The organism is Bacillus sp. TCT6, from assembly GCF_056033845.1.
Genome location: NZ_JBVYHX010000001.1, coordinates 5,062,824 through 5,088,851, shown reverse-complemented (window position 1 = coordinate 5,088,851; position 26,028 = coordinate 5,062,824). Strand labels below are relative to the sequence as shown.

The 26,028-nt window shown below is 32.6% G+C and carries 23 protein-coding genes and 1 pseudogene; 18 read left to right on the top strand and 6 right to left on the bottom strand.

All coding sequences use genetic code 11. The features are described 5' to 3' along the window. Positions 1-33: 33 nt before the first annotated feature. From AC0ONG_RS26100 to AC0ONG_RS26075, 6 genes are all read left to right on the top strand, one after another. Positions 34-1,209: a S1C family serine protease gene (locus tag AC0ONG_RS26100; RefSeq protein WP_474204533.1), complete on the top strand. Its 1,176-nt coding sequence runs from the start codon at positions 34-36 to the stop codon at positions 1,207-1,209. A gap of 53 nt (positions 1,210-1,262) precedes the next feature. Next, positions 1,263-1,448: a CxxH/CxxC protein gene (locus AC0ONG_RS26095; RefSeq protein ID WP_001052827.1), complete on the top strand. Its 186-nt coding sequence runs from the start codon at positions 1,263-1,265 to the stop codon at positions 1,446-1,448. 59 nt (positions 1,449-1,507) lie between these two features. Further along, positions 1,508-1,987, top strand: coding sequence for a 23S rRNA (pseudouridine(1915)-N(3))-methyltransferase RlmH (gene rlmH / locus AC0ONG_RS26090; RefSeq protein ID WP_001027003.1), 480 nt, complete (start codon positions 1,508-1,510; stop codon positions 1,985-1,987). Between the two features lie 801 nt (positions 1,988-2,788). After that, on the top strand, positions 2,789-3,163 hold the full coding sequence (locus AC0ONG_RS26085; protein ID WP_000866328.1) for a GntR family transcriptional regulator: 375 nt from the start codon (positions 2,789-2,791) through the stop codon (positions 3,161-3,163). A 2-nt stretch (positions 3,164-3,165) separates the two neighbouring features. Then, positions 3,166-4,026, top strand: a complete 861-nt coding sequence (locus AC0ONG_RS26080) for an ABC transporter ATP-binding protein (protein WP_000432710.1) — start codon at positions 3,166-3,168, stop codon at positions 4,024-4,026. Between the two features lies 1 nt (position 4,027). Then, on the top strand, positions 4,028-4,654 hold the full coding sequence (locus tag AC0ONG_RS26075; RefSeq protein WP_474204528.1) for an ABC-2 transporter permease: 627 nt from the start codon (positions 4,028-4,030) through the stop codon (positions 4,652-4,654). 197 nt (positions 4,655-4,851) lie between these two features. Here AC0ONG_RS26075 and AC0ONG_RS26070 read toward each other — a convergent pair whose 3' ends face one another. Together AC0ONG_RS26070 and AC0ONG_RS26065 are read right to left on the bottom strand one after the other, a co-directional pair. Then, the gene (locus tag AC0ONG_RS26070) at positions 4,852-5,061 is read right to left on the bottom strand and encodes a hypothetical protein (protein WP_000764646.1); all 210 of its coding nucleotides are present in this window, start codon (positions 5,059-5,061) and stop codon (positions 4,852-4,854) included. Between the two features lie 466 nt (positions 5,062-5,527). Further along, on the bottom strand, positions 5,528-5,737 hold the full coding sequence (locus AC0ONG_RS26065) for a hypothetical protein (RefSeq protein WP_000764647.1): 210 nt from the start codon (positions 5,735-5,737) through the stop codon (positions 5,528-5,530). Between the two features lie 199 nt (positions 5,738-5,936). On the opposite strand from AC0ONG_RS26065, the gene AC0ONG_RS26060 reads away from it, so the two are divergent. From AC0ONG_RS26060 to AC0ONG_RS26030, 7 genes and pseudogenes are all read left to right on the top strand, one after another. Continuing rightward, the gene (locus AC0ONG_RS26060; protein WP_127726053.1) at positions 5,937-8,156 is read left to right on the top strand and encodes a peptidase domain-containing ABC transporter; all 2,220 of its coding nucleotides are present in this window, start codon (positions 5,937-5,939) and stop codon (positions 8,154-8,156) included. Continuing rightward, on the top strand, positions 8,149-9,462 hold the full coding sequence (locus tag AC0ONG_RS26055) for a putative HlyD family type I secretion protein (RefSeq protein WP_000036959.1): 1,314 nt from the start codon (positions 8,149-8,151) through the stop codon (positions 9,460-9,462). The genes AC0ONG_RS26060 and AC0ONG_RS26055 overlap by 8 nt, the downstream gene beginning before the upstream one ends. Before the next feature lie 41 nt (positions 9,463-9,503). Further along, a complete protein-coding gene (locus AC0ONG_RS26050) occupies positions 9,504-10,184 on the top strand; it encodes an autotransporter (RefSeq protein WP_127726052.1) in 681 nt (226 codons plus the stop codon). A 21-nt stretch (positions 10,185-10,205) separates the two neighbouring features. Continuing rightward, positions 10,206-10,478 carry a hypothetical protein gene (locus AC0ONG_RS26045; protein ID WP_000581652.1) on the top strand — a complete coding sequence of 91 codons (273 nt, stop codon included), beginning with the start codon at positions 10,206-10,208 and terminating at the stop codon, positions 10,476-10,478. Between the two features lie 228 nt (positions 10,479-10,706). Further along, a pseudogene (locus AC0ONG_RS26040) lies at positions 10,707-12,724 on the top strand (GAF domain-containing sensor histidine kinase). Between the two features lie 274 nt (positions 12,725-12,998). Then, a complete protein-coding gene (locus AC0ONG_RS26035; protein ID WP_000280572.1) occupies positions 12,999-14,471 on the top strand; it encodes a WD40/YVTN/BNR-like repeat-containing protein in 1,473 nt (490 codons plus the stop codon). Between the two features lie 159 nt (positions 14,472-14,630). Continuing rightward, a complete protein-coding gene (locus AC0ONG_RS26030) occupies positions 14,631-15,509 on the top strand; it encodes a radical SAM/SPASM domain-containing protein (protein WP_000713633.1) in 879 nt (292 codons plus the stop codon). Positions 15,510-15,546: 37 nt separating this feature from the next. Here the strand turns inward: AC0ONG_RS26030 and pepF are convergent, their stop codons facing one another. Both pepF and guaC read right to left on the bottom strand, forming a co-directional pair. After that, a complete protein-coding gene (pepF, locus tag AC0ONG_RS26025; protein WP_074790822.1) occupies positions 15,547-17,364 on the bottom strand; it encodes an oligoendopeptidase F in 1,818 nt (605 codons plus the stop codon). A gap of 136 nt (positions 17,365-17,500) precedes the next feature. Then, positions 17,501-18,484: a GMP reductase gene (gene guaC / locus AC0ONG_RS26020; RefSeq protein ID WP_000432438.1), complete on the bottom strand. Its 984-nt coding sequence runs from the start codon at positions 18,482-18,484 to the stop codon at positions 17,501-17,503. A gap of 478 nt (positions 18,485-18,962) precedes the next feature. On the opposite strand from guaC, the gene AC0ONG_RS26015 reads away from it, so the two are divergent. After that, positions 18,963-20,408 (top strand): DEAD/DEAH box helicase, encoded by a 1,446-nt coding sequence (locus AC0ONG_RS26015; protein WP_000039346.1) that lies wholly within the window; start codon positions 18,963-18,965, stop codon positions 20,406-20,408. 40 nt (positions 20,409-20,448) lie between these two features. On the opposite strand, the gene AC0ONG_RS26010 is transcribed toward AC0ONG_RS26015, so the two are convergent. Next, the gene (locus tag AC0ONG_RS26010) at positions 20,449-21,009 is read right to left on the bottom strand and encodes a DUF1836 domain-containing protein (RefSeq protein WP_000427875.1); all 561 of its coding nucleotides are present in this window, start codon (positions 21,007-21,009) and stop codon (positions 20,449-20,451) included. Between the two features lie 164 nt (positions 21,010-21,173). Between AC0ONG_RS26010 and trhA the strand changes: the two genes are divergently transcribed. Together trhA and galE are read left to right on the top strand one after the other, a co-directional pair. Continuing rightward, the gene (gene trhA / locus AC0ONG_RS26005; protein ID WP_001099726.1) at positions 21,174-21,821 is read left to right on the top strand and encodes a PAQR family membrane homeostasis protein TrhA; all 648 of its coding nucleotides are present in this window, start codon (positions 21,174-21,176) and stop codon (positions 21,819-21,821) included. A gap of 185 nt (positions 21,822-22,006) precedes the next feature. Then, complete coding sequence (gene galE / locus AC0ONG_RS26000) at positions 22,007-23,023, top strand: UDP-glucose 4-epimerase GalE (RefSeq protein WP_000996551.1); 1,017 nt, start codon at positions 22,007-22,009, stop codon at positions 23,021-23,023. Positions 23,024-23,591: 568 nt separating this feature from the next. Here the strand turns inward: galE and AC0ONG_RS25995 are convergent. Then, positions 23,592-23,993 (bottom strand): hypothetical protein, encoded by a 402-nt coding sequence (locus tag AC0ONG_RS25995; RefSeq protein WP_001128270.1) that lies wholly within the window; start codon positions 23,991-23,993, stop codon positions 23,592-23,594. A gap of 371 nt (positions 23,994-24,364) precedes the next feature. On the opposite strand from AC0ONG_RS25995, the gene AC0ONG_RS25990 reads away from it, so the two are divergent. Together AC0ONG_RS25990 and AC0ONG_RS25985 are read left to right on the top strand one after the other, a co-directional pair. After that, complete coding sequence (locus AC0ONG_RS25990; RefSeq protein WP_000542567.1) at positions 24,365-24,955, top strand: AmiS/UreI family transporter; 591 nt, start codon at positions 24,365-24,367, stop codon at positions 24,953-24,955. Positions 24,956-25,057: 102 nt separating this feature from the next. Further along, positions 25,058-25,945, top strand: coding sequence for an NAD-dependent epimerase/dehydratase family protein (locus tag AC0ONG_RS25985; RefSeq protein WP_003280977.1), 888 nt, complete (start codon positions 25,058-25,060; stop codon positions 25,943-25,945). Positions 25,946-26,028: the final 83 nt, after the last annotated feature.

Genomic DNA, 26,028 nt, shown 5'->3' with positions numbered 1-26,028 from the left:
TATAGTTGTTTTCAGGAAGATGGGTGAACAAATATGTCCTTTATTGATGAAGAAAATTATCGTATGAAACGTGCAGGGAAAAAGAAGCATAAAGGTATAGTTCTTTCTAGTATAGCGGGAACAATTGTAGGAGCTTCTTTATTTGCGTTTGGAGCTCCTTTATTTTCAAATTCTGCTGATACGCTTCCGCAAGCTGAAGCAAGCGGAAGTAATATGGCCGAAGCTCAAGGAATTAAACAGATTAGCTTTGTAGATGCTGTTGACCGTGCATCTGAAGCTGTTGTGGGCGTTATTAACATTCAACGAGATAACTTTTCAGAGGCAGATTCAGAGGCTGGTACAGGATCAGGAGTAATTTATAAAAAGACAAATGGTCAAGCTTATATTGTAACGAATAATCATGTTGTAGCTGGAGCGAATCGTATTGAAGTAAGTTTAAGTGACGGTAAGAAGGTTCCTGGAAAAGTATTAGGAACCGATGTAGTCACAGATTTAGCTGTATTAGAAATAGATGCAAAGCATGTGAAAAAAATAATTGAAATCGGCGATTCTAATACTGTTCGCAGAGGAGAGCCAGTCATTGCGATTGGAAATCCACTCGGACTGCAATTCTCTGGAACTGTTACACAAGGTATTATTTCAGCTAATGAACGTATTGTCCCTGTAGATTTAGATCAAGATGGACACTATGATTGGCAAGTAGAAGTGTTACAAACGGATGCGGCGATTAATCCGGGGAATAGTGGCGGTGCGCTTGTAAATGCAGCAGGACAATTAATTGGTATTAATTCAATGAAAATTGCTGCAAAAGAAGTAGAAGGAATCGGACTTGCTATTCCGGTGACTAGGGCTGTTCCGATTATGAATGAACTTGAGAAGTATGGAAAAGTAAGAAGGCCGTATGTTGGGATTGAAATTAGGTCATTAAATGAAATTCCAAACTATTATTGGTCAAAAACATTACATTTACCAGGTACTGTAACAGAAGGAGTTTGTATTTTGGATGTGAAAAATCCTTCGCCAGGCGCAGATGCTGGTTTAAGAGAACATGATGTTATTGTGGCAGTAGATGGAAAACCGATTCGCGATATTATTGGATTCCGCACGGCCTTATATGATAAGGAAATTAATGATAAAATGACTCTTACGTTTTATCGTGGTACAAAAAGAGTAACAACAACAGTGAAATTAGGCATTCAAAAGTATTAAAAACAGGAGGGCCTACCTCCTGTTTTCTATTGTAGAAAAGTGAGGTGAAGAAAATGAATTTACCTTGTTGTTTAGAACATGTTGAATTAGCGTTAGATATTATTGTGGATGAGTGTGAAGTTGCGCCGGTTATCAACAATGTGGATAACTCAGAAAAAGAGAAAAAAACATGTGAATTTTGTCAAAATGAGGCGACATATGTTGTATCGAACACAGATTCTCACACAATATGTGGGTAGTGTTTGTGGATATGTGGATAAGTTTTGTGGATAACATGTTTGTAAGGTGGATGATACGTGTGAATATCTCGATTATTTCAATTGGGAAATTAAAAGAAAAATATTTGAAACAAGGTATAGCAGAATACTTAAAACGATTATCAGCATACGCAAAAGTAGAAGTAATTGAATTGCCCGATGAAAAGGCGCCAGAAAATTTAAGTGAAGCAGAAATGTTAATTGTAAAGGAAAAAGAAGGTATACGTATACTGGATAAAATTTCTGATGACACGCATGTGATTGCATTAGCTATAGAAGGAAAGCAAAAGTCATCAGAAGAATTTGCGGTAAGTCTAGATCGCCTTGCTACATACGGAAAGAGTAAAGTCGCATTTGTAATTGGTGGATCACTCGGACTAAGTTCAGAAGTGATGAAGCGTTCAAACGAATCACTTTCTTTTTCAAAGATGACATTACCACACCAATTAATGCGATTAGTATTGCTTGAACAAGTGTATAGAGCGTTTCGGATTAATCGTGGGGAACCGTATCATAAGTAACGGTAAACCAAGCCAAAAATAAATAATAAATTAGGTATATATTTTATAAAATAGGTTAATAGTGATGGTGTAATCAATAATAACTTATTAAACATTTGGACGAAGTTATCAGGGAAGTATATAAAGGAATAATTGGATAGTAATTGTATTGGGGTTAGTCTGCCTAATGCAAGATACAATTTCATTGTTGGTTTGAGATTGCGTTGGAAGATGTAATAAAGGATAAATTATTTTTTCAGGCACCGTCTAAGTTTCGCATATACAAAAAAGGGTACTATCCGTTTTATTTGTTTTATCTTCCAGATAATAGGGATAAAAATTTTGCAGAGTTTATTTTTAAAGTGCAGCATGAACCTGCAATGGAGATAGATTCAAGTGAGCATTGTTCAATTATTAATAATGAGATAAAAAATATATAGGTATTTAACAACTTGATTTTTGATATATAACCCAAAATATTGCGGATATAGTATCTCATAGTAATAGAATAAAAAAGAGAGTTTTCCTAATTAAGGAAAACTCTTTTTTGGTTTTGGGATTCCGCCAGCATTTTGGAATTTACTACGCCAAGGGATCTTCAATCAAGAAAAGACACCCTAAGGAGCCTCTCTCTGACTTGAACCACTTTCATTTAATACGAATTTATCCGTATTATCCCTTTGTTATAAATGTAAACACATCCTATAAAACAGGACCGTTTATCGTGTATGTGTTACAGAAATATAATGTGTATCTATTGAGTATAATGTATATATTGTATATAATGTTAATGTAAGGTGATGTGAGTGAAGGGGTTGAAAAATGAAAGTTTTACTATCTAATAGTTCCAAGGAGCCTATTTACCAACAAATCATTGATCAAATTATATTACAAATATTGAATGGGACATTAAAAGAAGATGATGCTTTACCTTCTATGCGTTCATTGGCTAGAGACTTAAAGGTAAGTGTGATTACTTCAAAAAGAGCATACGAGGAACTTGAGAAAGCTGGTTATATTTATTCTATAGTAGGAAAAGGATCTTTTGTTGCAAAACAAATTGAAAAAACAAGGATTGATAAATCAAATTATCTAATACGTCGAGAGTTTATTAGAGTTGTTCGTGAAAGTAAGAGTAGTCATGTATTACGAGGTGATTTAATAAAGATTATTGATTCTATCTATGGGGAGGAATAGAAATGGAGAATGTTGTAGAGTTGAAAAATGTATCGAAAACTTATAAAGAGTTTTCTTTAAAAAATGTTTCTTTTAACATTAAAAAAGGGTTAGTTACAGGGTTTATTGGTGCAAATGGAGCTGGGAAAAGCACAACAATAAAACTCATTATGGACCTTATTGGTAAAGATAGTGGGGAAATTACAGTTTTTGATGAAGATTATCAAAAGAACCAAATTTCTATCAAAGAACGTATTGGTTTTGTATACGATGACAATATTTTTTATGAAGATATGACAATTAATGAACTCAAAAAATTCATTGCACCTGCATATACAAAATGGGATGAAAATCAATTTCAATTATATATAAAACGTTTTGAACTACCGATTAATGTAAAAATAAAAAAGATGTCTAAAGGTATGAAAATGAAGGCATCTCTAGCGTTCGCGCTTTCACATCATGCAGAATTTATTATTATGGATGAACCAACATCTGGATTAGATCCAGTATTTCGTCGAGAAATTTTAGATATACTCTATGACTTAATGGTTGATCAAGATAAGACGATTTTCTTCTCTACACATATTACAACAGATTTAGATCGTATTGCAGATTATATTGTATTTATCCATAATGGTGAAATTGAGTTCGAGAAGGATATACATAGTATTTCTGAAGAATATGCAATTATAAAGGGGGATACAGACTTACTTACATTAGATATGAAACAAAACTTAATTGGGATTCGTGAAACAAATGTAGGATTTGAAGCACTTACAAATAACGTAAAACAAGTACGCACGCAGTTAGGTGATGAAGTATTAATTGAAGCAGCAACGCTAGAAGACATAATGTACTATACAAAAAAGGGGAATGTTTAAAATGCTTAATTTAATATTAAAGGACTTTCGGTTACAAAAAGTAATTATGTTACTCTATCTTGTGGTTGCATGCCTTTTTATTGGAACCTTTGGGAGTTTTGGATTAACAGTTGTTTTAATTGCTTGTTCTTATATGATGAATTTACATTATTACGATGACAAGAATAATAGTCACAAATTTATTAACAGTCTTCCTTATAGTAGAAATACAATTATTATGTCAAAATATATAGGTGTAATAATATTCACGCTAACAGTAGTCCTATTTTCTTTATTAATTCAAGAAATAATTCAATTTATTTCTCCAATTCATAGTGGGAAAGTAGCAAGTCTACAAGAAATTATAATTAGTATTCTGACTGTCATGTTGCTGACATCTATTTACTTCCCATTTTGCTATCGTTTTGCCAATAAATATTTATTAATTGCAGTTAGCGCGGTGTCTCCTGTTCTTATTATTTTATGGAAAAGCATAGGGGAATATGTAAATATTATTGATGCTATGCAAAAGGCGACTACACAACTTACTGTTAATCAAATGGTTACACTTGTTTCAATAGTTGTTATTGTTCTATTCATTGCTTCGTACTTTTTAACTGTAAAAATTTATAAACGTACTGATTTTTAATTTTGTTTTATAGAGTATCTACCAGTTAAACACATTGATTTTTACATTGTATATATGATTATTCTATCCATGCAAAGGATCAAGATGGCTAAGGTATATAAAAATTAACATGTCAATTAGCTATAGAAAAGCCTCTCCACAAACTGGAGAGGCTTTTATGAAATAATTGATTTGCATAAGAATATTTTAATTTGCTATTAGCAGTAAACTACGCCTAAAGCACCAATACCAGCACCTACTGCAGCACCTACTGCAGTACCTACACCAGGTCCGAATGCTGTTCCGAAAGCAGCACCATAACCTGCAGATGCAGCAGTACCTACACCTAAAATGCCCCAACTACAAACATTGTTAGCACCAGCTGAGATTTCTAAAAGTTCTTTTTCTGTAAGTGTTTCAAGTTTCATAATAAAATTCTCCTTTAAAATAAATTTTTTTATGATTAATAATTCGATAAAATAAAATATATCAATCGATATATATACAATATCATGAAAATAAGTAAAAATTAAGCAATATGTAAAATTGCATATTATATCCATATTTTTTAAAAAATAGATATAATATTTTTGAAAGTGAATTTTCTTTTTTGAAAAATGTCTTATTTTATTAAACAGAAAGATTTGAAAGAGCATAGCTCAGCAGTATATTTTAATGATCATAGATCCATGTTGGCGGTCTCTACAAAACAAATATCTGGTGTGAATTTAGTCGAAAGTAATACCAAAGGGGAATAAAAGAAGGAAAGAAATCTGTATAGGAGGCTAAAACAACAAAATGATTACTATAAATTTTGTTGTTTATTATCTAAATAAACAAAAGAGCCCTAAATAATTAGGACCCTCTATATGTTTAATCAATTTTAATTTACTATTAGCAGTAAATTACGCCTAAAGCACCAATACCAGCGCCTACTGCAGCACCTACCGCAGTACCTACACCAGGTCCGAATGCTGTTCCGAAAGCAGCACCATAACCTGCAGATGCAGCAGTACCTACACCTAAAACGCCCCAATCACAAACGTTTCCACCACCAGCTGAGATTTCTAAAAGTTCTTTTTCTGTAAGTGTTTCAAGTTTCATAATAAAATTCTCCTTTGAAATAAATTTTTTATGATTAACAATTCGATAAAATCAAATATATCAATCGATGTATATACAATATCATGAAAATAAGTAAAAATTAAGTAATATGCAAAATTGCATATATAACCTTTTTAGGTAATATTTAGATATAATATTTAAGTGTAATATTTTAATATTAAGAAATGAGGCTGTGATTTTGTTTGAAAAAAAGTTTTCTTATATTAAGCAACAAGATTTAAAGGATTGTGGTCCAGCATGTCTAGCAATGATTTCTCGTTATCATGGATTTAAGATGTCTATTTCTAAAATCAGGGAAATTGCTGGCACAGATTTAGAGGGAACTAATATAAAGGGGTTAATAGAAGCAGGAGAAAAATTGGGATTTGAAGTTAAAGCTGCAAAGGCAACAAAACCGGATGATTTAAAAGAAATACCATTACCTGCAATTGCTCATGTAATAGTCAATGGTGGCTTACTACATTATGTAGTTATTCATAAGGTTAAGGATAATAAAATTTATATTGCTGATCCAGAGAAAGGATTAGTTACGTATCTAATTGATGAATTTTGTCCAATGTGGACAGGTATTCTTGTATTAATGAATCCTACGGAAAACTTTCAACAGGGTAAAGAATCTCAAGGAACATTTTCTCGTTTTGCCTTGTTATTAAAGCAGCAAACAAATTTATTAGTGCCCTTATTTTTTGCTTCAATATTCTTTAATTTGTTTGGATTATTAGGTGCGTTTTATTTTAAATTCTTAATTGATGATATTGTGACGAACCAATTGTTACAGACACTTCATATAGTATCAATTGGAATCATCATATTATATATTTTTAAAGTGATACTTTCTTATTTCCGTACGCATTTAATTTTATATTTAAGTAGACGAATAGATATTCAATTAATGCTGGGATATTATCGACACGTTGTAGGTTTACCAATGAATTTTTTTGAAACAAGAAAAGTAGGGGAAATTATTTCGCGATTTATGGATGCAAGTAAGATTCGAGATGCTCTATCAACTGTAACGGTTACCTTAATGATAGATACACTAATGGTTACATTAGGAGCTATTTTATTATATATACATAGTCCACTATTATTTGGTGTAACTTTATTACTAGTACCCTTTTATATTGGTATTATTTTTGCTTTTCATAAGCCTTATCAATCTATTAATCGTAAAGAAATGGAGAGTAATGCAAAATTAAATTCCTACTTAGTAGAGTCATTAAATGGTATTTCGACAGTAAAATCATATAATGCGGAAAAAGAAGTGTTTTTCCAAACAGAAAATCGCTTTATCAATTTATTAAAGCATGTGTTTAAAAGAGGGATGTTATCTAATCTCCAAAGTTCCATTAAAGTAGGACTTGAGTTAATTGGTGGCACTTTAATTCTTTGGATTGGGGCTGTGCAGGTATTAGAAGGAAATATGACGATAGGAGAATTAATTACTTATAATGCTTTGTTAGCATATTTTTTAAATCCAATTGAAAATTTGATTAGTATTCAGCCTACCATGCAATCAGCACTTGTCGCTGGAGAACGATTAAATGAAATTTTTGATTTAGATCAAGAGAAGAGTGAAGAAGAGGAGAATAAAGTATGTCCTAAACAATTATCAGGTAAGATTCAATGTTCAAATGTTACATTCCGTTATGGAACACGTAAGAATGTATTAAATAACATCAGCTTTTCGATTGAATCAGGTAGTCAAGTAGCATTTGTAGGAGAGAGTGGATCAGGTAAAACAACAATTTCAAAACTATTGATGCATTATTATGAATCTCAACAAGGGGATATATATTATGATGATTATCATATCAAAGAAATAAATCGTACAGCATTACGTGATAGGATTGCATTTGTTTCACAGGAATCCTTCTTTTTTAGTGCTACAATTTATGAGAATTTATGCTTTGGTTTAGAACGTCCAGTCACTTTAGAGGAAGTTATACAAGTATGTAAACAAGCTTATGTACATGAATTTATTAGTGAATTACCGTTACGTTATGGAACTCTTTTAGAAGAAAATGCTTCAAATTTATCTGGTGGACAAAGGCAGCGTTTAGCAATTGCACGAGCATTATTAAAAAAACCGGATATTTTAATATTAGATGAAGCAACTAGTAATTTAGATTCCACAACTGAAAAATATATTACCGATATGCTAAAAGATTTAAGTTCACAAGGGGTTACAGTAATCATGATTGCCCATCGTTTAAGTACAGTTCAACATGCAAATCAAATCTTCGTGATGGGACAAGGAGATATCATAGAGCGGGGCTCTCATATGGATCTATTATCAAATAAAGGAGAATATTATCGTTTGTGGAAAAATCAAACCATTCATGTAGAACATACAGAATCTCAACCTTATGCAATGCGAGGTGTTCAGGATGAGTAAGATATATTCGTTTGATCAGTTAACAGATAGTAAGGAATTATTAGAAAAAAAACCGCCTCGTTTTATTGCTGGAGTAATTGTTTTTCTTTTAATAAGCATATTTACTTTTTTAATTTGGGCTTATATAAGTAAGATAGATATTGTAAGTAAAGGAACGGCAATGATACAAGGAAAATCAGACATAAGTGTGTCTCGTACTCAAATTGTAGGTGTGGTAGATACAGTCAATGTAAAGTCTGGTAACGAAGTGAAAAGAGGAGATATTATACTCCAATTAAAGAATCAGGAATTAACAGATAAACAAAGCCAGATGGACCAAATTGTACAACATTTAGAAAAACAAAAGGGAATGTTAGAGCAGTTGAAAAAGAGTATCCAGTCTCATAAATCTTCTTTTCCTGATGATGTGGATAAAAAAATAAGAGAAGAATATCAGGCTTATAATCAAAGATATCAATCTATACAAAATGAAAAAGACAATGAAATAAAAATGATAGAAAATAGTAAAACTTCAAGCGAACAAGATGAAGTTTTACAAGGACTAATTGCAGAAAAAGAAAATATCCAAAGAGAAATAGACATAATTGAAAAACAAAAAACAAAAGAAAATATATTAGAAGAACAAAAACAAGTAATGGATGATAAAAAGGGAAATTTAGAATCTCAAAAAAATAGTGTAGAAAAGCGTATTCAACAACGAAAAGAAACGTTAGAGCATGAAAAAACAAAATTGGATGTTACTAAAGAAGGAAAGCAGGAACAAAAGAAAGATGCTTTAAATCAATATAAAGAAGAATCTATGATTTCAGTAAATCAACGTATTCAATCCCTAGAACAAGAACTATTTATTAAAAACCAAGAATTAGATGGACTGCGTCATCAAAATGAAACGACAATTGTAAAAGCACAAAAAGACGGGATTGTACAATTTCCTGCCATCTTACAACAAGGGGATTTAATTAATCCTGGCCAAGAAATTGTTTCGGTTATCCCAAAAGAAGACCAAAAAAAAGTAAGAATCTTATTACCAGCTCGAGAGATAAAAGGAATAAAAAAAGGAGATAAAGTACAATATTCATTTAATCTACAGAAAACGGATAAACAAATGGGTAAAGTAACATACGTATCAGCATATCCTACGTTTGATAAAGATACGAAGGGGTATATGTATGAATTAGAAGCGACAATAGATACAAAAGATTTACAAGAACTACATACAGGAATGATCTGTAGAGCTTCTGTCATTACAGGAGAGGAAACGGTATGGAAATTTATTTTAAGAAAATTAGATTTTATTTCTAATTAAAATAGTAAAAAATAGATTAATGTAAGGGGACAGAATTAAGTATGAAAAAGTATATTTCTATTATAACCATGTTGATTTTATTAGTGGGATTTTTTCCACTCTCTGTTACATATGCAAAGGAAAATAACATCACTTTAGGTAATATTGAGGAAATGACCAATGTCTTTAATAATGATACTAGTTTAGTAGAAAAAATTAGTGCCATTAGAAATGATGATTGGAATAATTGGTCAGTTAAAGAAATAAATCAAGTCCTAGATAAAATAGATGATTTAAATCTAAGTATAATGGAACGAGCGAGTTTAAAGAGAGAGGTAATACGTTCTTCAGGATTCTCTAATTTTGATTTTAAAGGCACAAATTCAGATGTATTAGCATTTAAGGAATTAAAAATAGAAATTATAGAGACTGAGAATCCACTTATTTTACACAGAAGAAGCAAGTCCGGTGAACCAGAATCTAAATATGGTCTCGGTTATTGGTGGGGAGATAAAGAAAGAGATATTGAAGAAACTAGAAATGAGTTAGCTGTATTAGAGGCTTGGGGGAATCCGCTCAATACACAATATAAAATCAAGGTACCTAAAGGAACAAGAATACTTAAAGGATTGACAGCTTCCCAAACCCAATATCTTAAAGGGACAAGTATAGTACAAGAATATAGAGAAGGTGGGGCTATACAATACTGGATTAATAAGATAGATAACAGTTGGTTACAATAAAAAAATTATTAGGAGGAAGACATGATACATAATCATGAATTTATAAATCTTGCTCTAGATTGCGAGCGTATTATAACACAAAATATTCCTAGTAATCCTGATGATGTTAAAAGGTATCACTTAATGTTAGACGAACTTAAAGGATTAAGAATGACCATAAAATCAAACCAATTGAATGATAAGCAATATTACTTATCAATTACACAGATGCTTGAAAAAGATGATCCAGAAGAAGTATTACAAGCTGTTTTAAAAGTAAATACATTTTATTGTAACTACTATCAAAATGTATAAAATTATTAACCCGATAAACTCAAGCATATAGTATTTAAAATAACATAAATTTATAGCCTTAACATACAGTATACGTTTCAAAATATGCCCGAACTATGTTTAAATGTACAATTTTCTTATTTTGATCTGGTGAACCGTATCATAAGTAAGATATTCTATGTAAAATAAAGGTAAGACACTGATATTATCATATTTATTTTATTATGCCTATAACTGGAGGCTATGTGAATGGTAAGTGATCAGACGAGATATTCTAGGCTCGCGAATATAACAAAAATAATAAATACGAAATTAGAACTACGTGAAGTATTGCAGCGTGTGACAATGGCGATATCAGAGGAGATTGTTAGGTGCGATGCTGTTGGAATTTATTTACCACAGGAAGATGGAACATTTAGAGGGTTTGCAGGAAAACCAAAGACCATAAATGGCGTAACGCTCGATACTCAGGTAATTGATCCTGAAATAGACTTACTGGCAAAAGAAGTTATTGAAACGAAAAAAACCATCTATATTCCTGATACCTCAAAGGATCATCGACCAGATCCGAGACCAGTTGATGCGTTTAAAATTAAGTCCTTATTAGCTCTGCCTATCTCATTTAGGCAAGAGTTATTTGGTCTGGTTTTTTTATTTGATTATGGGATTCCGATGAACTTAACAGATTCAGAAATTCAAAGTGTTGAAGCTTATGTAAATATGGCCGCGGTCGCAATTCAAAACGCAAATAATTTAACACAAAAGGAAAACCTTATTGCTGAGAAGCAGCTGTTACTAAATGTTACCCGTGATTTATCAATGTGTTCTTCGATACAGGAGAGTTTTGATAAATGCTTTTTTTACTTAGAACAGATTTTAGAGAGTAAAAATATGACTGCCCATCTTCTAGATCCGCTAGACAAAACAACGATTAAAACAACGAAATTAAGTAAGGGCTGTGATTGGACAGAAGCGGATCGGACAGAGAAAAGCTATGAAGCCAAGATCCAAGAGGTTATTCAAACAAAAATATAGATAGTAAGGATCTATTGATGATTCCATTGGTTTCAGTGGGAGAAGTATTAGGGGTAATCGTCGTTGGCAAAGAAGGAAAAGCTCACAATTACGATAATTCTCAAATTCAACTAGCAAAATCTATCGTTGATGCCACAGCCCCTACGTTTTCAAATTTGTTATATATGGATCAACTAGAAAGCATAGTGAAAGAGCGAACGGGAGAGCTAGCTGCTGCTAATGAAAAAGTTACAAGTGTGATTGAATGTATTACGGATGGATTCTTTACTTTAAATAATAAATGGGAATTTACGTACGTAAATAAGCACCAATATTTTCCGCAAAGAAAAACAGCAAAAGATGTATTAGGAAAGAATATATGGGATGTTTTCCCGAGTGACATCGACACAGTTATGTATAAGGAATTTCATCGTGCGATGTCAGAGCGAACTACAGTTCATTTCGAATTTCTTTCTACTGCAGATGAATATTGGCACGAAGTTATTGCATACCCGTATGATGATGGTATTTGCTGTATTTTTAAAAACATAACGGAAAAAAAGAAATATGAACAGGAATTGAAAAGATTATCTAACATTGATTTAATAGGGCAAATGGCAGCAGGTATCAGCCATGAAATTAGAAATCCAATGACAACGGTACTAGGATTTTTGCAGTTATTAAAAGAAGAGAATACCTATGAGAAACATAATAAGTACTTTCATTTAATGATTGAAGAACTTAACCGTGCCAATTCTATTATTACTGAATTTCTCTCAATGGGTAATACAAGGAAATTAGATTTGCAGATGTTAGATTTAAATTCAATTATCCGCGATATTATCCCTTTAATAAAGATTGATACGTATAATCAAAATAAATATATTCAAGTCGATACAAATGACATTCCGGAATTACTTTTAAATCGTAATGAGATACGGCAATTATTAATGAATCTATATCGTAATGGCTTAGAAGCGATGAATACAGGGGAAGTTCTAACCATTAGCACCTACAAGGAAGGTCAAAATTGTGTGGTGCTTGCAGTGCACGATCAAGGAAAAGGTATCAGGCCTGAAGTCTTAGAGAAACTGGGTACGCCATTTTACACGACCAAAGATAATGGAACTGGATTGGGGTTAGGTGTATGTTATGCCATTGCTGCCCGCCATAATGCAAAAATAGAAATTCAAACAGGATCGGAAGGCACTACCTTTTTTGTTAAATTTAATTATAAAGATAATAAAAAGTAAACTTATTTAGATTAGTTACGGTGAACTGTATCATAAATATTGATCCGAAATTAATCATGCCTTGTGTACCAACATGAAGTATTATTGGCTGTATATTGAATAAAAAATATAATCAAGAAAAAAGCACTTATCTTTACAAGATAGAGTGCTTTTTTATACGCATTTTATTATTTTAGATTTAACCGATATGTAATGAAGATGTACAGTAAATATGGGGGTATGCAAGTGCCTGGTGAAATCAAGTATACTCAATATAGGAAAAAAGAAGTATTAGATGTACTTAGGGGGGATTAACATATTTAAGGAAGATATGAAAAAAATATTGGCATCATTACTAAAAAATCCATTAGTAATAATCGTATACTGGATTTTTTGTTATGAGTTAGCTTTATTATGTATGTATGGGAGAATGAATAATAATATTTATATTTGGTTATTATCTATAGCATTTCTAATACTTATCATTATATTTACTACAATTAAAATTGTGAAAAATAGGGAACGCGAATCATCCAAATTATTAAATGTAAAGGGATGGAAATACATTTCTGTTCTAATACTTATCCTTATAACGTCTTTTTATGGGATAAAAATTTATAAAAGTGCAACGAATTATGGCGGTAAACTAGCATGGTTTATAGAAAGCGTAAAAAACGAAAGATCAGTTAAACTTGAGCGTGATAATATATATAAGTATGGTGTAGAGGGCATTTTTGAAGATATAAATAAGAAATATACTTTGCCAAAGAAGTTATATATGTCGGATGATTTTACTTTGGAATTTAAATCAGATGGAACAATTACATCATTTGATACTTTTCTTTATGGGAAAAATGCTGCTGGAAAAGAGGAAAGCTACTTAATATCTTATAATAAAAATAAATCAAAAGATATTTTTGTAGGATTAAATGGGTATGTTAACGCTGATTATAATGAAGATAAATTAGTAAAACCTTTAATTAAAACAGTTCAAGCCATTCCAGTTAAACAAACTGTAAGTAAGTGGAATGAAGATAAGTATGGGCTGGTCTATTATGGGAAAAGGAACTGGGGTTACAACAGAGAAGGAATTATTAATATTAATAAAGATGGGAAATTAGAGAAGCTTGAAGAAGCAAAGTCCGAAATAATTGGATATACGGTATCTATATTTATCCCTGGAAAAGAGAAAGAGGTAGTACCTGCTAGATATAATTTACTAGGTGACCCAAATTGGAGTAAGGAAAGTAGTTCTAAAAAGAAAAAGAAGAATTTAACTAATAATAATGAGCAATTTTACTTTTCAAAAGAAGTTGGTTATAAACTAGATGTCACAGATAAAGCATTAGGGAGCACCTTTTATTCACTAAGCAAGACAATTGATGGAGGGGAAACATGGGGAGTTATAAATGAAGACCCGTTCAATGAAGCGGTAGGTAGTGCATCAGGAATCATCTTTTTTAATGAAAAGCTCGGATTTTTAAGGGCAGCCAGACCCTCTGGAAATGAAGGGAGGTTATACCGTACAGATGATGGGGGTATAACTTTTAAAAAGTTGAGCTATACAAATTATGAAGTGAAACTAGAAAGTGGACAGGTAATAAATCCGTTTGATTTTCCTAATCTGCCTTATGAGAAGGATGGAGTTTTTAACATGCTAGTAGGGCAAGGAGCAGATGGAGACTACAATGGTAATAGTAGTATACTTTATCAATCAAAAGATCAAGGTGAAACATGGGAGTATGTAAAAGAGGTTAAAGATAATTAATAGTGGGAAAGACCATTGGACAAAAATTACCGATGGTCTTTTAAACATTATTAGATGGTATGTACATTTCCTAAAATAAGTATGTTTCTATTTCTATAAAAATATGCTGTAATATGAAGAGGAAAAAGTATAAGTAGTTAGAGAAGTGAGGAATTAAAGGTGAAGAAGTTTAAGAAGTTTTACTTGGAGATTACGAGTGTGTGTAATCTTGCGTGTAGCTTTTGTCCGCCGACGGAAAGGCAGAAGCAATTCATTTCTGTAGAGGATTTTGCTAAAAGATTAGACCAAATTAAACCTCACACAGACTACATTTATTTGCACGTGAAGGGTGAGCCGTTGCTCCATCCGAAAATAGATCAGCTATTAGACTTAAGTCATGAAAAAGGGTTTAAAGTTAATATTACAACGAACGGAACGTTAATTAATAAGAGAAGGCATAGGCTGTTAAATAAGCCCGCGTTAAGACAAATGAATTTTTCACTGCATAGTTTTGATGGACACCCAGGTTCGCAAGATAAAGAGGGCTATGTAAGGAGTATACTTTCCTTCATTAGGGAAGCGACAAGTCAATCAGATTTAATTGTATCGTTAAGGTTATGGAATTTAACTCAGGATAATAAAACAAATGCTGAAATCCAGAAAAATAGAGAGTTATTATCCATAATTGAAAATGAATTTGATCTATCTTATCAGATTGAAGAGAAGCTTACACCAGGAAAAGGTATAAAAATTGCAGAACGTGTCTTTATTAATCAAGACTATGAATTCCAGTGGCCAGCATTACATGAAGAAGAGGATGATGGGAAAGGATTCTGTCATGGACTTCGTAATCAGGCAGGGATTTTAGCGAATGGGACGGTTATTCCTTGTTGTTTAGATGGTGAAGGGATTATTAACCTTGGAAATATTAATAATGATTCATTTTCTAACATTATAGAAGGTGAAAGAGCAACAAACATTGTCGATGGATTTTCAAAAAGAGTTGCGGTTGAAGAGCTTTGTAGGAAATGTGGATATCGTAAAAGGTTTGGGAAGTAAATATGAAATAAGCCCTCATAAAGCGAGGGCTTATTTTTTATTCTTGATAAGAATGCTCTAATTCATCAATTAATGAACCAACGTAAGAAACAGCTTTACGGATTGCATCTGATTTTGACATATCTACTCCGGCATGTTTCATTAGTTCAAGTGGTTTCATTGTACCACCAGCGCGAAGCACATCTAACCAGCGATCAATAGCAGGTTGTCCTTCCTCTTTAATCATTTGAGCTACTGCAGTAGCTGTAGTGAGGCCTGCGGAATATGTGTAAGAATATAGACCCATATAATAATGAGGCTGACGCATCCAAGTTAAGCCCGCACCTTCATCGATTTCTACAGAATCTCCCCAGAATGTCGAAAGGACATTTGTTTTAATTTCAGTTAAAGTTGTAGCTGTAAGGGCCTGTCCTTCTTCTGCTAGAGCATATACCCTACGTTGATATTCACCCTCAAGTAAATGAGTAACAAAGTTGTGATAATATGTGCCGAGTAGTTGTAGAATGACCCATCTGCGCATTCTCTTATCGTCAGTAGTCGCTAGTAAATGCTGAGCTAATAGTAATTCATTCATAGTTGATGGTGCTTCAACAAAGTACATAGATGGGCGTACGTTCATGATACGTTGGTTTTTATTTGCTAAATAGAAATGACCAGCATGTCCAAATTCATGTGCTAATGTGAAGCATCCACGCATCGTATTTTGCCATGTAATTAAAATATAGGGATGAGAGCCGTATGGACTTGAGCAAAATGCCCCGGTTGATTTGCCTACGTTATCTGCAAGATCTACCCATCTTTCTTTGAATCCTTTTTGGATTATTGAACTATATTCATCGCCTAATACTTTTAAAGAATCTTGAATGAGCGTGCCTGCTTCTTCATAAGTAATAGCTGGATTAAATTCGGGATCTAAAGGTGCATGTAAGTCGCAGAAAAGCATTTGATCGAGTCCTAATACTTTCTTTTTTAAATCTGCAAAACGGCGCATATGAGGTGCTAATTCTTTATAAATAATATCAAGTTGGTTGTTATACATTTCAAGTGGAACTCTTTGTGGTTCTAATAGCATATGGGTAACGGATTCATATTTACGTAAACGAGAAAGTGTTACTTGTTTTTTAACTTCAGTAGCATATGTTGTGGCAATTGTATTTTTATATTGTTTTAGTGTGGAAACAAATGATGAATATGCTTTTCGACGTATATATGTGCTTGGAGAAAATTCATATTTGCTTTCAAATAATGAGAATGAAACAGGGAGTTCGTTTCCTTGTTCGTCTTGTATAGAAGTGAAATCCATATCGGCCAATTTAGTCATGCCGTAAATTTTGTATGGAGAACTATGAACTTCGCCAAGTGCAGCAAGTGCTTCTTCTGTTTCAGGAGAGAGAGTGTGCTGCCTTTTTTTGAGTATCTCTAGTAACGACTTACGGAAAGGTTCAAGTTTTGTTTCGTCAGTTAAATATTTTTCAATTGTTCCTTCTTCAAGTGAGAGAATTTCATTATGGATAAAGGATAGTGCAGTATGTACTTTCGTCCATAAAGCAGAAATTTTGGAAGAGTTCGCTTGAATAACTGGATTTGTACGATCAGTAGATTCTTTTAAATTTGCATATGAATACAGTTTTGTTAACTTCATTAAAAGCTCTTCTTCTAAAAGTAGGCAATTTAATAAAGTTGTGGAGTTGGTATGTAAACGTCCTTTAAATGTATCAAGTTTCTGTATATCATTTTCTAATACGTTTAATGCGGTATGCCATTCGGCATCAGAATTATACAAATCGGATAAATCCCATGTTAGTTCAGCAGGCACCTCTGCGCGATTAAGGCGATTTTCCATTACATTTTTCAAGTCTATCTCCTCCTCATTAAGACTATTTAAAAACATGATACTAGAAAATTCAGTAAAATAAAAATATTTTATGTTTTTATATATTAAAAAGAAGGACAAGCACTTTTATGCTTGTCCTTCTTTTTAAATTTAAGAATTAATATACTTTATCGCCGTTGAAAATCGAGTTTTTCACGACAACATAATCTACAGTACGAATAGCATCTAATTTTGTTCCGCCAGCGTAAGAGATAGAAGATTGAAGATCTTGTTCCATTTCGATTAACGTATCTTCTAAAGAACCTTTATGCTCAACGAACATTTTCTTACCTTCAACGTTTTTCTTCTCACCCTTTTGGAATTCAGAAGCAGAACCGAAGTATTCTTTATAAAGTTTGCCATCTCTTTCGATTGTTTCCCCTGGAGACTCTTCGTGACCAGCGAATAGAGAACCGATCATGACCATAGTTGCCCCAAATCGAATAGATTTAGCTACGTCGCCGTGTGTACGAATACCACCATCAGCGATAATTGGCTTACTTGCAGCTTTTGCACACCAGCGAAGTGCAGCTAGCTGCCAACCACCAGTTCCGAAGCCTGTTTTAATTTTAGTAATACAAACTTTACCAGGTCCAATACCAACTTTTGTTGCATCAGCACCAGCATTTTCTAATTCTCTTACCGCTTCTGGAGTTCCAACGTTTCCAGCGATAACGAAGCTCTCTGGTAAATGTTTTTTTATATGTTGAATCATGTTGATCACAGCATTAGAATGACCGTGTGCGATATCAATCGTGATATATTCAGGTGTAATTTGCTCAGCAGCTAATTGTTGTACGAATTCATATTCGTCCTCTTTTACACCAACGCTGATAGAAGCGATTAATCCACGTGATTGCATATCTCTAATGAATGAGATTCGTTTCTCTGGTTGGAAACGATGCATGATATAGAAGTAATTGTTTTCAGCTAAATAAGTTGCGATTCTTTCATCAATAATCGTTTGCATATTTGCAGGCACGACAGGTAATTTAAATTTATGTTTTCCTAAAGTGACAGTTGTATCACATTCAGAGCGGCTATTTACAATACATTTTGCAGGAATTAATTGAATATCTTCATAGTCGAATACGTTTTCCATCATTTACACCCCTAAAATACGAATATTTTATTTTTATTAATCAAAAATGTTCGTCCATAGGATAATTTACATTATTTTTATTAAGAAGTCAAAGGATTTCTTAACATTTTTTGAAAAACTAGATGTTACATCTGAAAAATAACGTTAAAAACGAATTTAAAATGTATTTTTATTTATATTGTTCGTTTATGGTAAAGATTGAAAAATTGAGATAATTATATAAGGTTGTATGTATTCTTTTTATTTTTTTGGAGTGGGATGGAGGATACCATGAAAGAGTCAATGCTAACAATACGAGCAAAAGATGTTATCAATTAGTTGAACAATATATGAAATGATAAGGTTTATTTCTATATAAAAAGAGGAATCTGGTATGAACCACCTTTTTATGTAAGGTTTCAAGTATAATAAGTAGGGTAATAGTAACGTATACAAAAGATAAAAAAGAAAATAATACATAATAAAATGAGGTTAATATATGAGTAAAAAAAGTTTTTCTGATTATAAATTAAGTAAGGAAATTGTAAGGGCACTTACTGGATTAGGATATGATCATCCAACAGAAGTACAAGGTGAGGTTATTCCAGTCGCATTACAAAAGAAGGATCTTGTTGTGAAGTCTCAGACTGGAAGTGGAAAAACAGCTTCATTTGGTATTCCACTTTGTGAAATGGTGGAGTGGGAAGAGAATAAACCACAAGCATTAGTTTTAACACCAACGAGAGAGCTTGCGGTGCAGGTAAAAGAAGATATTACAAATATAGGTCGATTCAAAAGGATTAAGGCTGCGGCAGTTTATGGGAAATCTCCATTTGCACGTCAAAAATTAGAATTAAAGCAAAAGACACACATTGTAGTTGGGACTCCTGGTCGTGTATTGGATCATATTGAGAAGGGTACCCTTTCTTTAGAGTGTTTGAAGTATTTAGTTATTGATGAAGCAGATGAGATGCTAAATATGGGCTTTATCGATCAAGTAGAGGCAATTATTGATGAATTACCTACAAAAAGAATGACAATGTTATTTTCAGCAACACTTCCAGAAGATGTTGAAAAATTGTCTCGTACATATATGAATTCACCAACTCATATTGAAATTAAAGCAGCTGGGATTACAACGGATAAAATTGAACATACTCTTTTTGAGGCGATAGAAGACGAGAAGTTTTCACTACTTAAAGATGTAACAATGATTGAGAATCCTGATAGTTGTATTATTTTCTGCCGTACACAAGAAAATGTAGATCATGTATATAGACAGCTAAAACGAGCTAATTATCCTTGTGACAAAATACATGGTGGTATGGTACAAGAAGATCGTTTTGAAGTCATGGATGATTTTAGAAAAGGAAAATTCCGTTATTTAGTAGCAACAGACGTAGCTGCGAGAGGAATTGATATTGATAATATTACACATGTTATTAATTATGATATTCCACTTGAAAAAGAAAGCTATGTACATCGTACTGGAAGAACGGGACGAGCTGGAAATAGTGGAAAAGCTATTACATTTATAACACCATATGAAAATAGATTTTTAGAAGAGATTGAGGATTATATTGGTTTTGAAATTCCAAAGGCAATTGGACCTTCAAAAGAAGAAGTTATGAAAGAGAAAGCTGCATTTGAAGAAAAGATACATGCTAAACCAATTATTAAGAAAGATAAAAATGCGGACATAAACAAAGGCATTATGAAGCTGTACTTTAATGGCGGGAAGAAAAAGAAAATTAGAGCGGTAGATTTCGTCGGTACAATTGCTAAAATTAAAGGTGTTACAGCAGAAGATATAGGCATTATTACGATACAAGATAACGTTTCTTACGTTGAAATATTAAATGGAAAAGGACCACTTGTCTTGAAAGTCATGAAGACTACAACGATTAAAGGGAAACAATTAAAAGTTCATGAGGCAATTAAGTAAATAAAAAACTATCCACTTTAATAGGTGGATAGTTTTTTATTTATGATTTTTTCAAATCATCAACTAGTTGCTCTGCTAAACGTCTATACATATTACTCATAGTCACGAAGGATGTTAATAGTAGAAATTTTTCTAGCTTTGTACCTTCTAAGGAAGAAATCTTATTTACTTCTGTAACACGTTTATTTACGTCTTGTTTAAAGTTTTCGACATTGCTTGCAGTAAGAGCAAGATAATTTTTATATAACGCATTTAATTCAAATGAATCATCGTTTAATAAGGAGTCATTTATATTTTCTAATGAACTTTTTATGTCGTTAATGGAGAGAGCTCCCTTTAATTGGTAAATCAGGCTAATTAAAATCATATGCTCTTTTGAATACTTTTTATTTTTGATAGGGATGAATAGTTTCCCTTTTGCGTAATTATTAATCATCGTTTTTGTTAATACTTTTTCATCATCAGTTCTCGTTGTATCTGCATAAGTATTCTCAAATAGTTGGACAACTTGGTCTACATATAAGTCAACATTTGGAATATCCTCAAGTTTAATATTTTTTTCTAAATGTAATGTCTCAAGTAATTCATTTATATTTTCCACGTAGAATCCCTCACTTTTATAACTTAGTGGAACTTAATGTTTAATATATCTTTAAATATGGTATTACGAAACAAATGAATTGTAAATGTTGACCTTAAAAAGAAATGTGTATATAATTACATGTAGTTATCAAAACTACATGTAATTATATGAGGGGTGTTATTATGAATACTTATGTAAGGGAACCAGTTAACGCATTTACTCACTTAGGTGGAGCGATCTTATCATTTATTGCCTTATTAGCTATGCTTGTGAAAGTTTCTATTAAGATGCCATCATTTGCTGCAATTACAGCTGTTATTTTGTTTGGTATTGGAATGATGGTCCTTTATGCGGCGTCAGCTGTGTATCATAGTGTTGTGGCCAATGAACGTGTTATTTACTTCTTTAGGAAGCTAGATCATTCTATGATTTTTATATTAATTGCAGGTACATATGCACCCTTTTGCTTAATTACATTAAATTCAGCAAGTGGTTTGCTATTATTTTGTTTAGTCTATGCAACTGCGATTTGTGGTATTGTGTTTAAAATGTTTTGGTTTAATTGTCCAAGATGGTTATCGACAGCAATTTATATTACGATGGGTTGGTTAATTGTTTTGTTCTTTGCACCGTTAGCTGAGAATTTAAGTACAGGAGGTATTGTTTTCTTAGTACTTGGGGGCATTTTTTATACAATTGGTGGATTTATTTATGGCACAAAGCCAAAATGGCTAGAGTTTAAATATATGGGACATCATGAAATTTTTCATGTTTTTGTATTATTAGGTAGTCTTGCGCACTTTCTAAGTGTATATTGTTACGTAATTTAATAAAAAAACGCCACATAATTTTTATTATGTGGCGTTTTTTTTATTACCTGATTAGAATCGTATATGTTATAAAATTATTATGGGATAAAATGTAAGTTTCTGTGTTCGCATGTTAAACATAGGATAAGAAATATGTGATATACTTTGAGAAGTTTATAATGAATGAAATATGGAGGACTATAATTATGGCAATACTTGTAACAGGTGGAGCAGGATATATTGGTAGTCATACATGTGTAGAATTACTAAATAGCGGTTACGAAGTTATAGTAGTGGATAATCTTTCGAATAGCTCGGTAGAATCCATAAATCGAGTGAAAGAAATAACAGGAAAACAATTTAAGTTTTATAAAGAAGATGTTTTAAATCGCGAAGCGCTTGACGCAATTTTTGAAGAAAATGTAATTGAAGCAGTTATTCACTTTGCAGGATTTAAAGCTGTAGGGGAGTCAGTAGCGATTCCATTAACATATTATCATAACAACATTACAAGCACGTTAGTGCTATGTGAAGTAATGCAGAAACATAATGTAAAGAAGATGATCTTTAGTTCATCTGCAACTGTATATGGTATCCCGGAAACGTCACCGATTACGGAGGAGTTTCCATTAAGTGCAACAAATCCATATGGTCAAACGAAATTAATGATTGAGCAAATTATGCGTGATGTAGCATTTGCAGATGCAGAATGGGGTATCGCATTACTTCGCTATTTCAATCCATTTGGTGCACACGAAAGTGGGCGTATCGGAGAAGATCCAAATGGAATCCCAAATAACTTAATGCCATATGTAACGCAAGTAGCAGTAGGTAAGTTAAAAGAATTAAGTGTATTCGGAAATGACTATCCAACGAAAGATGGAACAGGAGTCCGTGATTACATCCATGTTGTGGACTTAGCAAATGGTCACGTAAAGGCGCTTGAGAAAGTAATGAGTACAACAGGAGTAGATGCTTATAACCTGGGCACAGGCATGGGCTATAGTGTACTAGAGATGGTTGAAGCATTTGAAAAAGTTTCGGGCAAGAAAGTTCCTTATAAAATCACAGAGCGTCGCCCAGGTGATGTGGCAGTATGTTTTGCTGATGCATCGAAAGCAAAGCGTGAATTAGGCTGGGAGGCAACACGCGGATTAGAAGAGATGTGTGCAGATTCTTGGAAATGGCAATCAAATAATAAAAATGGCTATTTAGAAGTTTAATGATGAATAAAAAAATGACCTTTGCTTAAAAGCAAGAGGTCATTTTTTATATTCATTTTTTATTAAGTTTATTACCTAACCTAGAAAAGAACGTTCCCTGTTTTATAGGAATATTTGACTGGCAACACGTGTAGGAATCGATACTTTCAATATTAGTAAAGGTATTGATTATTAAGTATGCGCTCTATTTCTCGTCTTAGAACGAAAGTGTATTTAATATAGCCTAGTAGTAAGTGAATAAAGATTGAAAAGTGCTACAAAGGTATTGTTATAAATAAGGAAAATTATCGGAAAGGATATAGATGAGGGATCAACTGCCTGTAAAACCCCAACTGATTAAAGTTTTATTTTATGATCAGCCAGCAACACAAGAGCAATTTCAGCGAGCATATGTAAATTTATTAAAAGAAATTAAAGGTTTTGATTCAAGCCTATTCCTTATACAAAATTGAGGATTTGAAACAATCAAAAACTGTTAAGGGTTACTATCGCGTTTTAGGTCCGTAATACAATTTTCTCATAAGAAAGAATGTATTACGGACCACCACCTATTACATAATAGGAGGAATTAATGAATTCGAACAAGTTGTTTGTGATATACTGTGTTTCCCTCTTGACTTGTATATGGTGGGAGACTTCGTCCGAAACAATTTGCAATAATATTGGAGTGAGCGGGATAAGAAATACGTATTTCATACAAATCAATAGTTTCATCTAAATTAGCATAAAAGACTGCGAGATGATTGCCTTGTAAAACATATGGGAATTCTACTTCTGCATTTTCACCAATTAATACAGGTAACTTTACAGGATTAGAATAATTAGACCAATCCCACACTTCTATATTTACATAGTGAGCGTAATATGCATCTAAATTTACAATGTTTATGACCGCTGAAATAGTTGCAGGTTCTCTTGTTAATACACCTGTAGAGTGAAAAACAGAATGATTTGGATAATGAAGAGGCATAAATATCAAACCTTTCTTAAAATGATAGGATTTTACAATATCTTATGCTAGAAGGTAGTAGAATGAGATAGAGGAATGTATTATTTTATTCATTTTTTATGGAAATTGAAAGCGTATTATTGAAATGTATTCCAACACTTGTATCATCGCTAGAGTCCGTTTATAATCAAGGAATCCTAGTTCATGTTTTGATAGGATTATTTATTATTGAAAGCGTTTTAAGTTCGCTCCTTTTTAAGGTAGGAGGTCTGACTTATACAGATGAAAAATTATGTATGTAGTTTTAAATGGGAAGAAAAATAATATAAGTATCACTTTATAGTGTGGGGAGGTTAAAAGTGTGAAAGGTAAAGATTTTCACACGAGTATATATGGGTTATGTAGGATTATTACTTTCAGGGGCAGCTTTATTTTTAAATAGTCTTGTTATATTAGGGAAAGCAGAGATGAAAAGTGCGGGTGTTTTTAATTTATTTGTGGGTGCACTACAAATTATTATTCCGTTTTATTTGATCATGATTTCTGACCAAAGCAATTGGACAGTGTATTCATATGCGGCTACTTTCTTATTTGGATTAACCTATTTATATGTAGGTGTTACTTTTATAAAGGGAATGGATAGTAGTGGTCTAGGATGGTTTTGTATTTGGGTAGCAATTATAGCCTTATTCTATATGGTTGTTTCATTTGTTCAATTTCATGATGTTGTTAATGCGTTAACATGGTTTATGTGGGCATTACTTTGGTACTTATTCTTTGTGCTAAATACACAAAAAAAGAATATTAATCAATATCTCGGACGAATCGCCTTCGTACAATCATGGGTAACATTGACTTTACCTTCACTATTTTATTTTATGGGAGTGTGGGGAGAGGGATTTGTATATGAACTATGGGTTTATGTATCAGTAATTTCTATTTTGTACTTTTGTTATTGTATTTTTAAATATAGAGTCCGTTAATATATTATCTGCATAAAAGCATGGAATCGTTAAACTGATTTCATGCTTTTTTTTATAGTAGCCTTTTATAATAAAAGAAGTAATATTTTATAAATTGCAAAAATGGGGATGATGAAATTGAAAAAAGTGTTGGTGCTAGGAGGAACAAGATTTTTTGGTAAACATTTAGTAGAGTACCTTTTGCAAGCTGGACACGATGTAACAATTGCCACGAGGGGAGTTACTGAAGATTCTTTTGGTAACGCAGTAAAAAGAATAATTGTCGATAGAGAAGATGGAAAACTACTAGAAGAGCGTCTAGAAGGAAAAAGTTATGATATTGTATACGATAATTTATGCTATAGTTCAAATGCAGCGAAAATGGTATGTGAAGTTTTGAAAGGAAAAACGAAGAAGTATATTATGACATCTTCAATGGCTGTCTATGAACCTGCATTAAGCTTGTTAGAAGAGGACTTTAATCCATACGAATATGTAATTACATATGGAGATAGGAATGATTTTAATTATAGTGAAGGAAAGCGATTAGCCGAAGCGGTTTTATTTCAATATGCAACATTCCCAGTCGTTGCAGTGCGTTTTCCAGTTGTTATTGGAGAAAATGATTATACGAAAAGGTTACAATTTTACGTTGAATGTGTTGTGAACCAAAACCCTATCGTTGTGGATCATGTAGATGGAAATTTGTCATTTATACATGAAAAAGAGGCAGGAGAGTTTCTAGCTTGGTGCGGAATGGAAAATGTGAAAGGACCAATTAACGCCTGTAGTAACGGGGTAGTTTCTACGGAAGAAATTATTCATTTCATAGAAGAGAAGACGGGAATAAAAGCACTTATCCAGGAAGCTGGGGAAAATATAGCTCCTTATAATGAGGTAACTAACTGTACGTTACATAATGGAAAGGCTCGTGAATTTGGATTTTTGTTCCGAGAGCTGAAAATAGAAATAAAAAATGTTTTAAAACATTATATAAATACAATGAAGTAATCATAAATCCCCCGGTGGCAATCCGGGGGATTCTGGAGGATTTCGACAATACTGATTTTACATTACCAAATTTACCTTATACG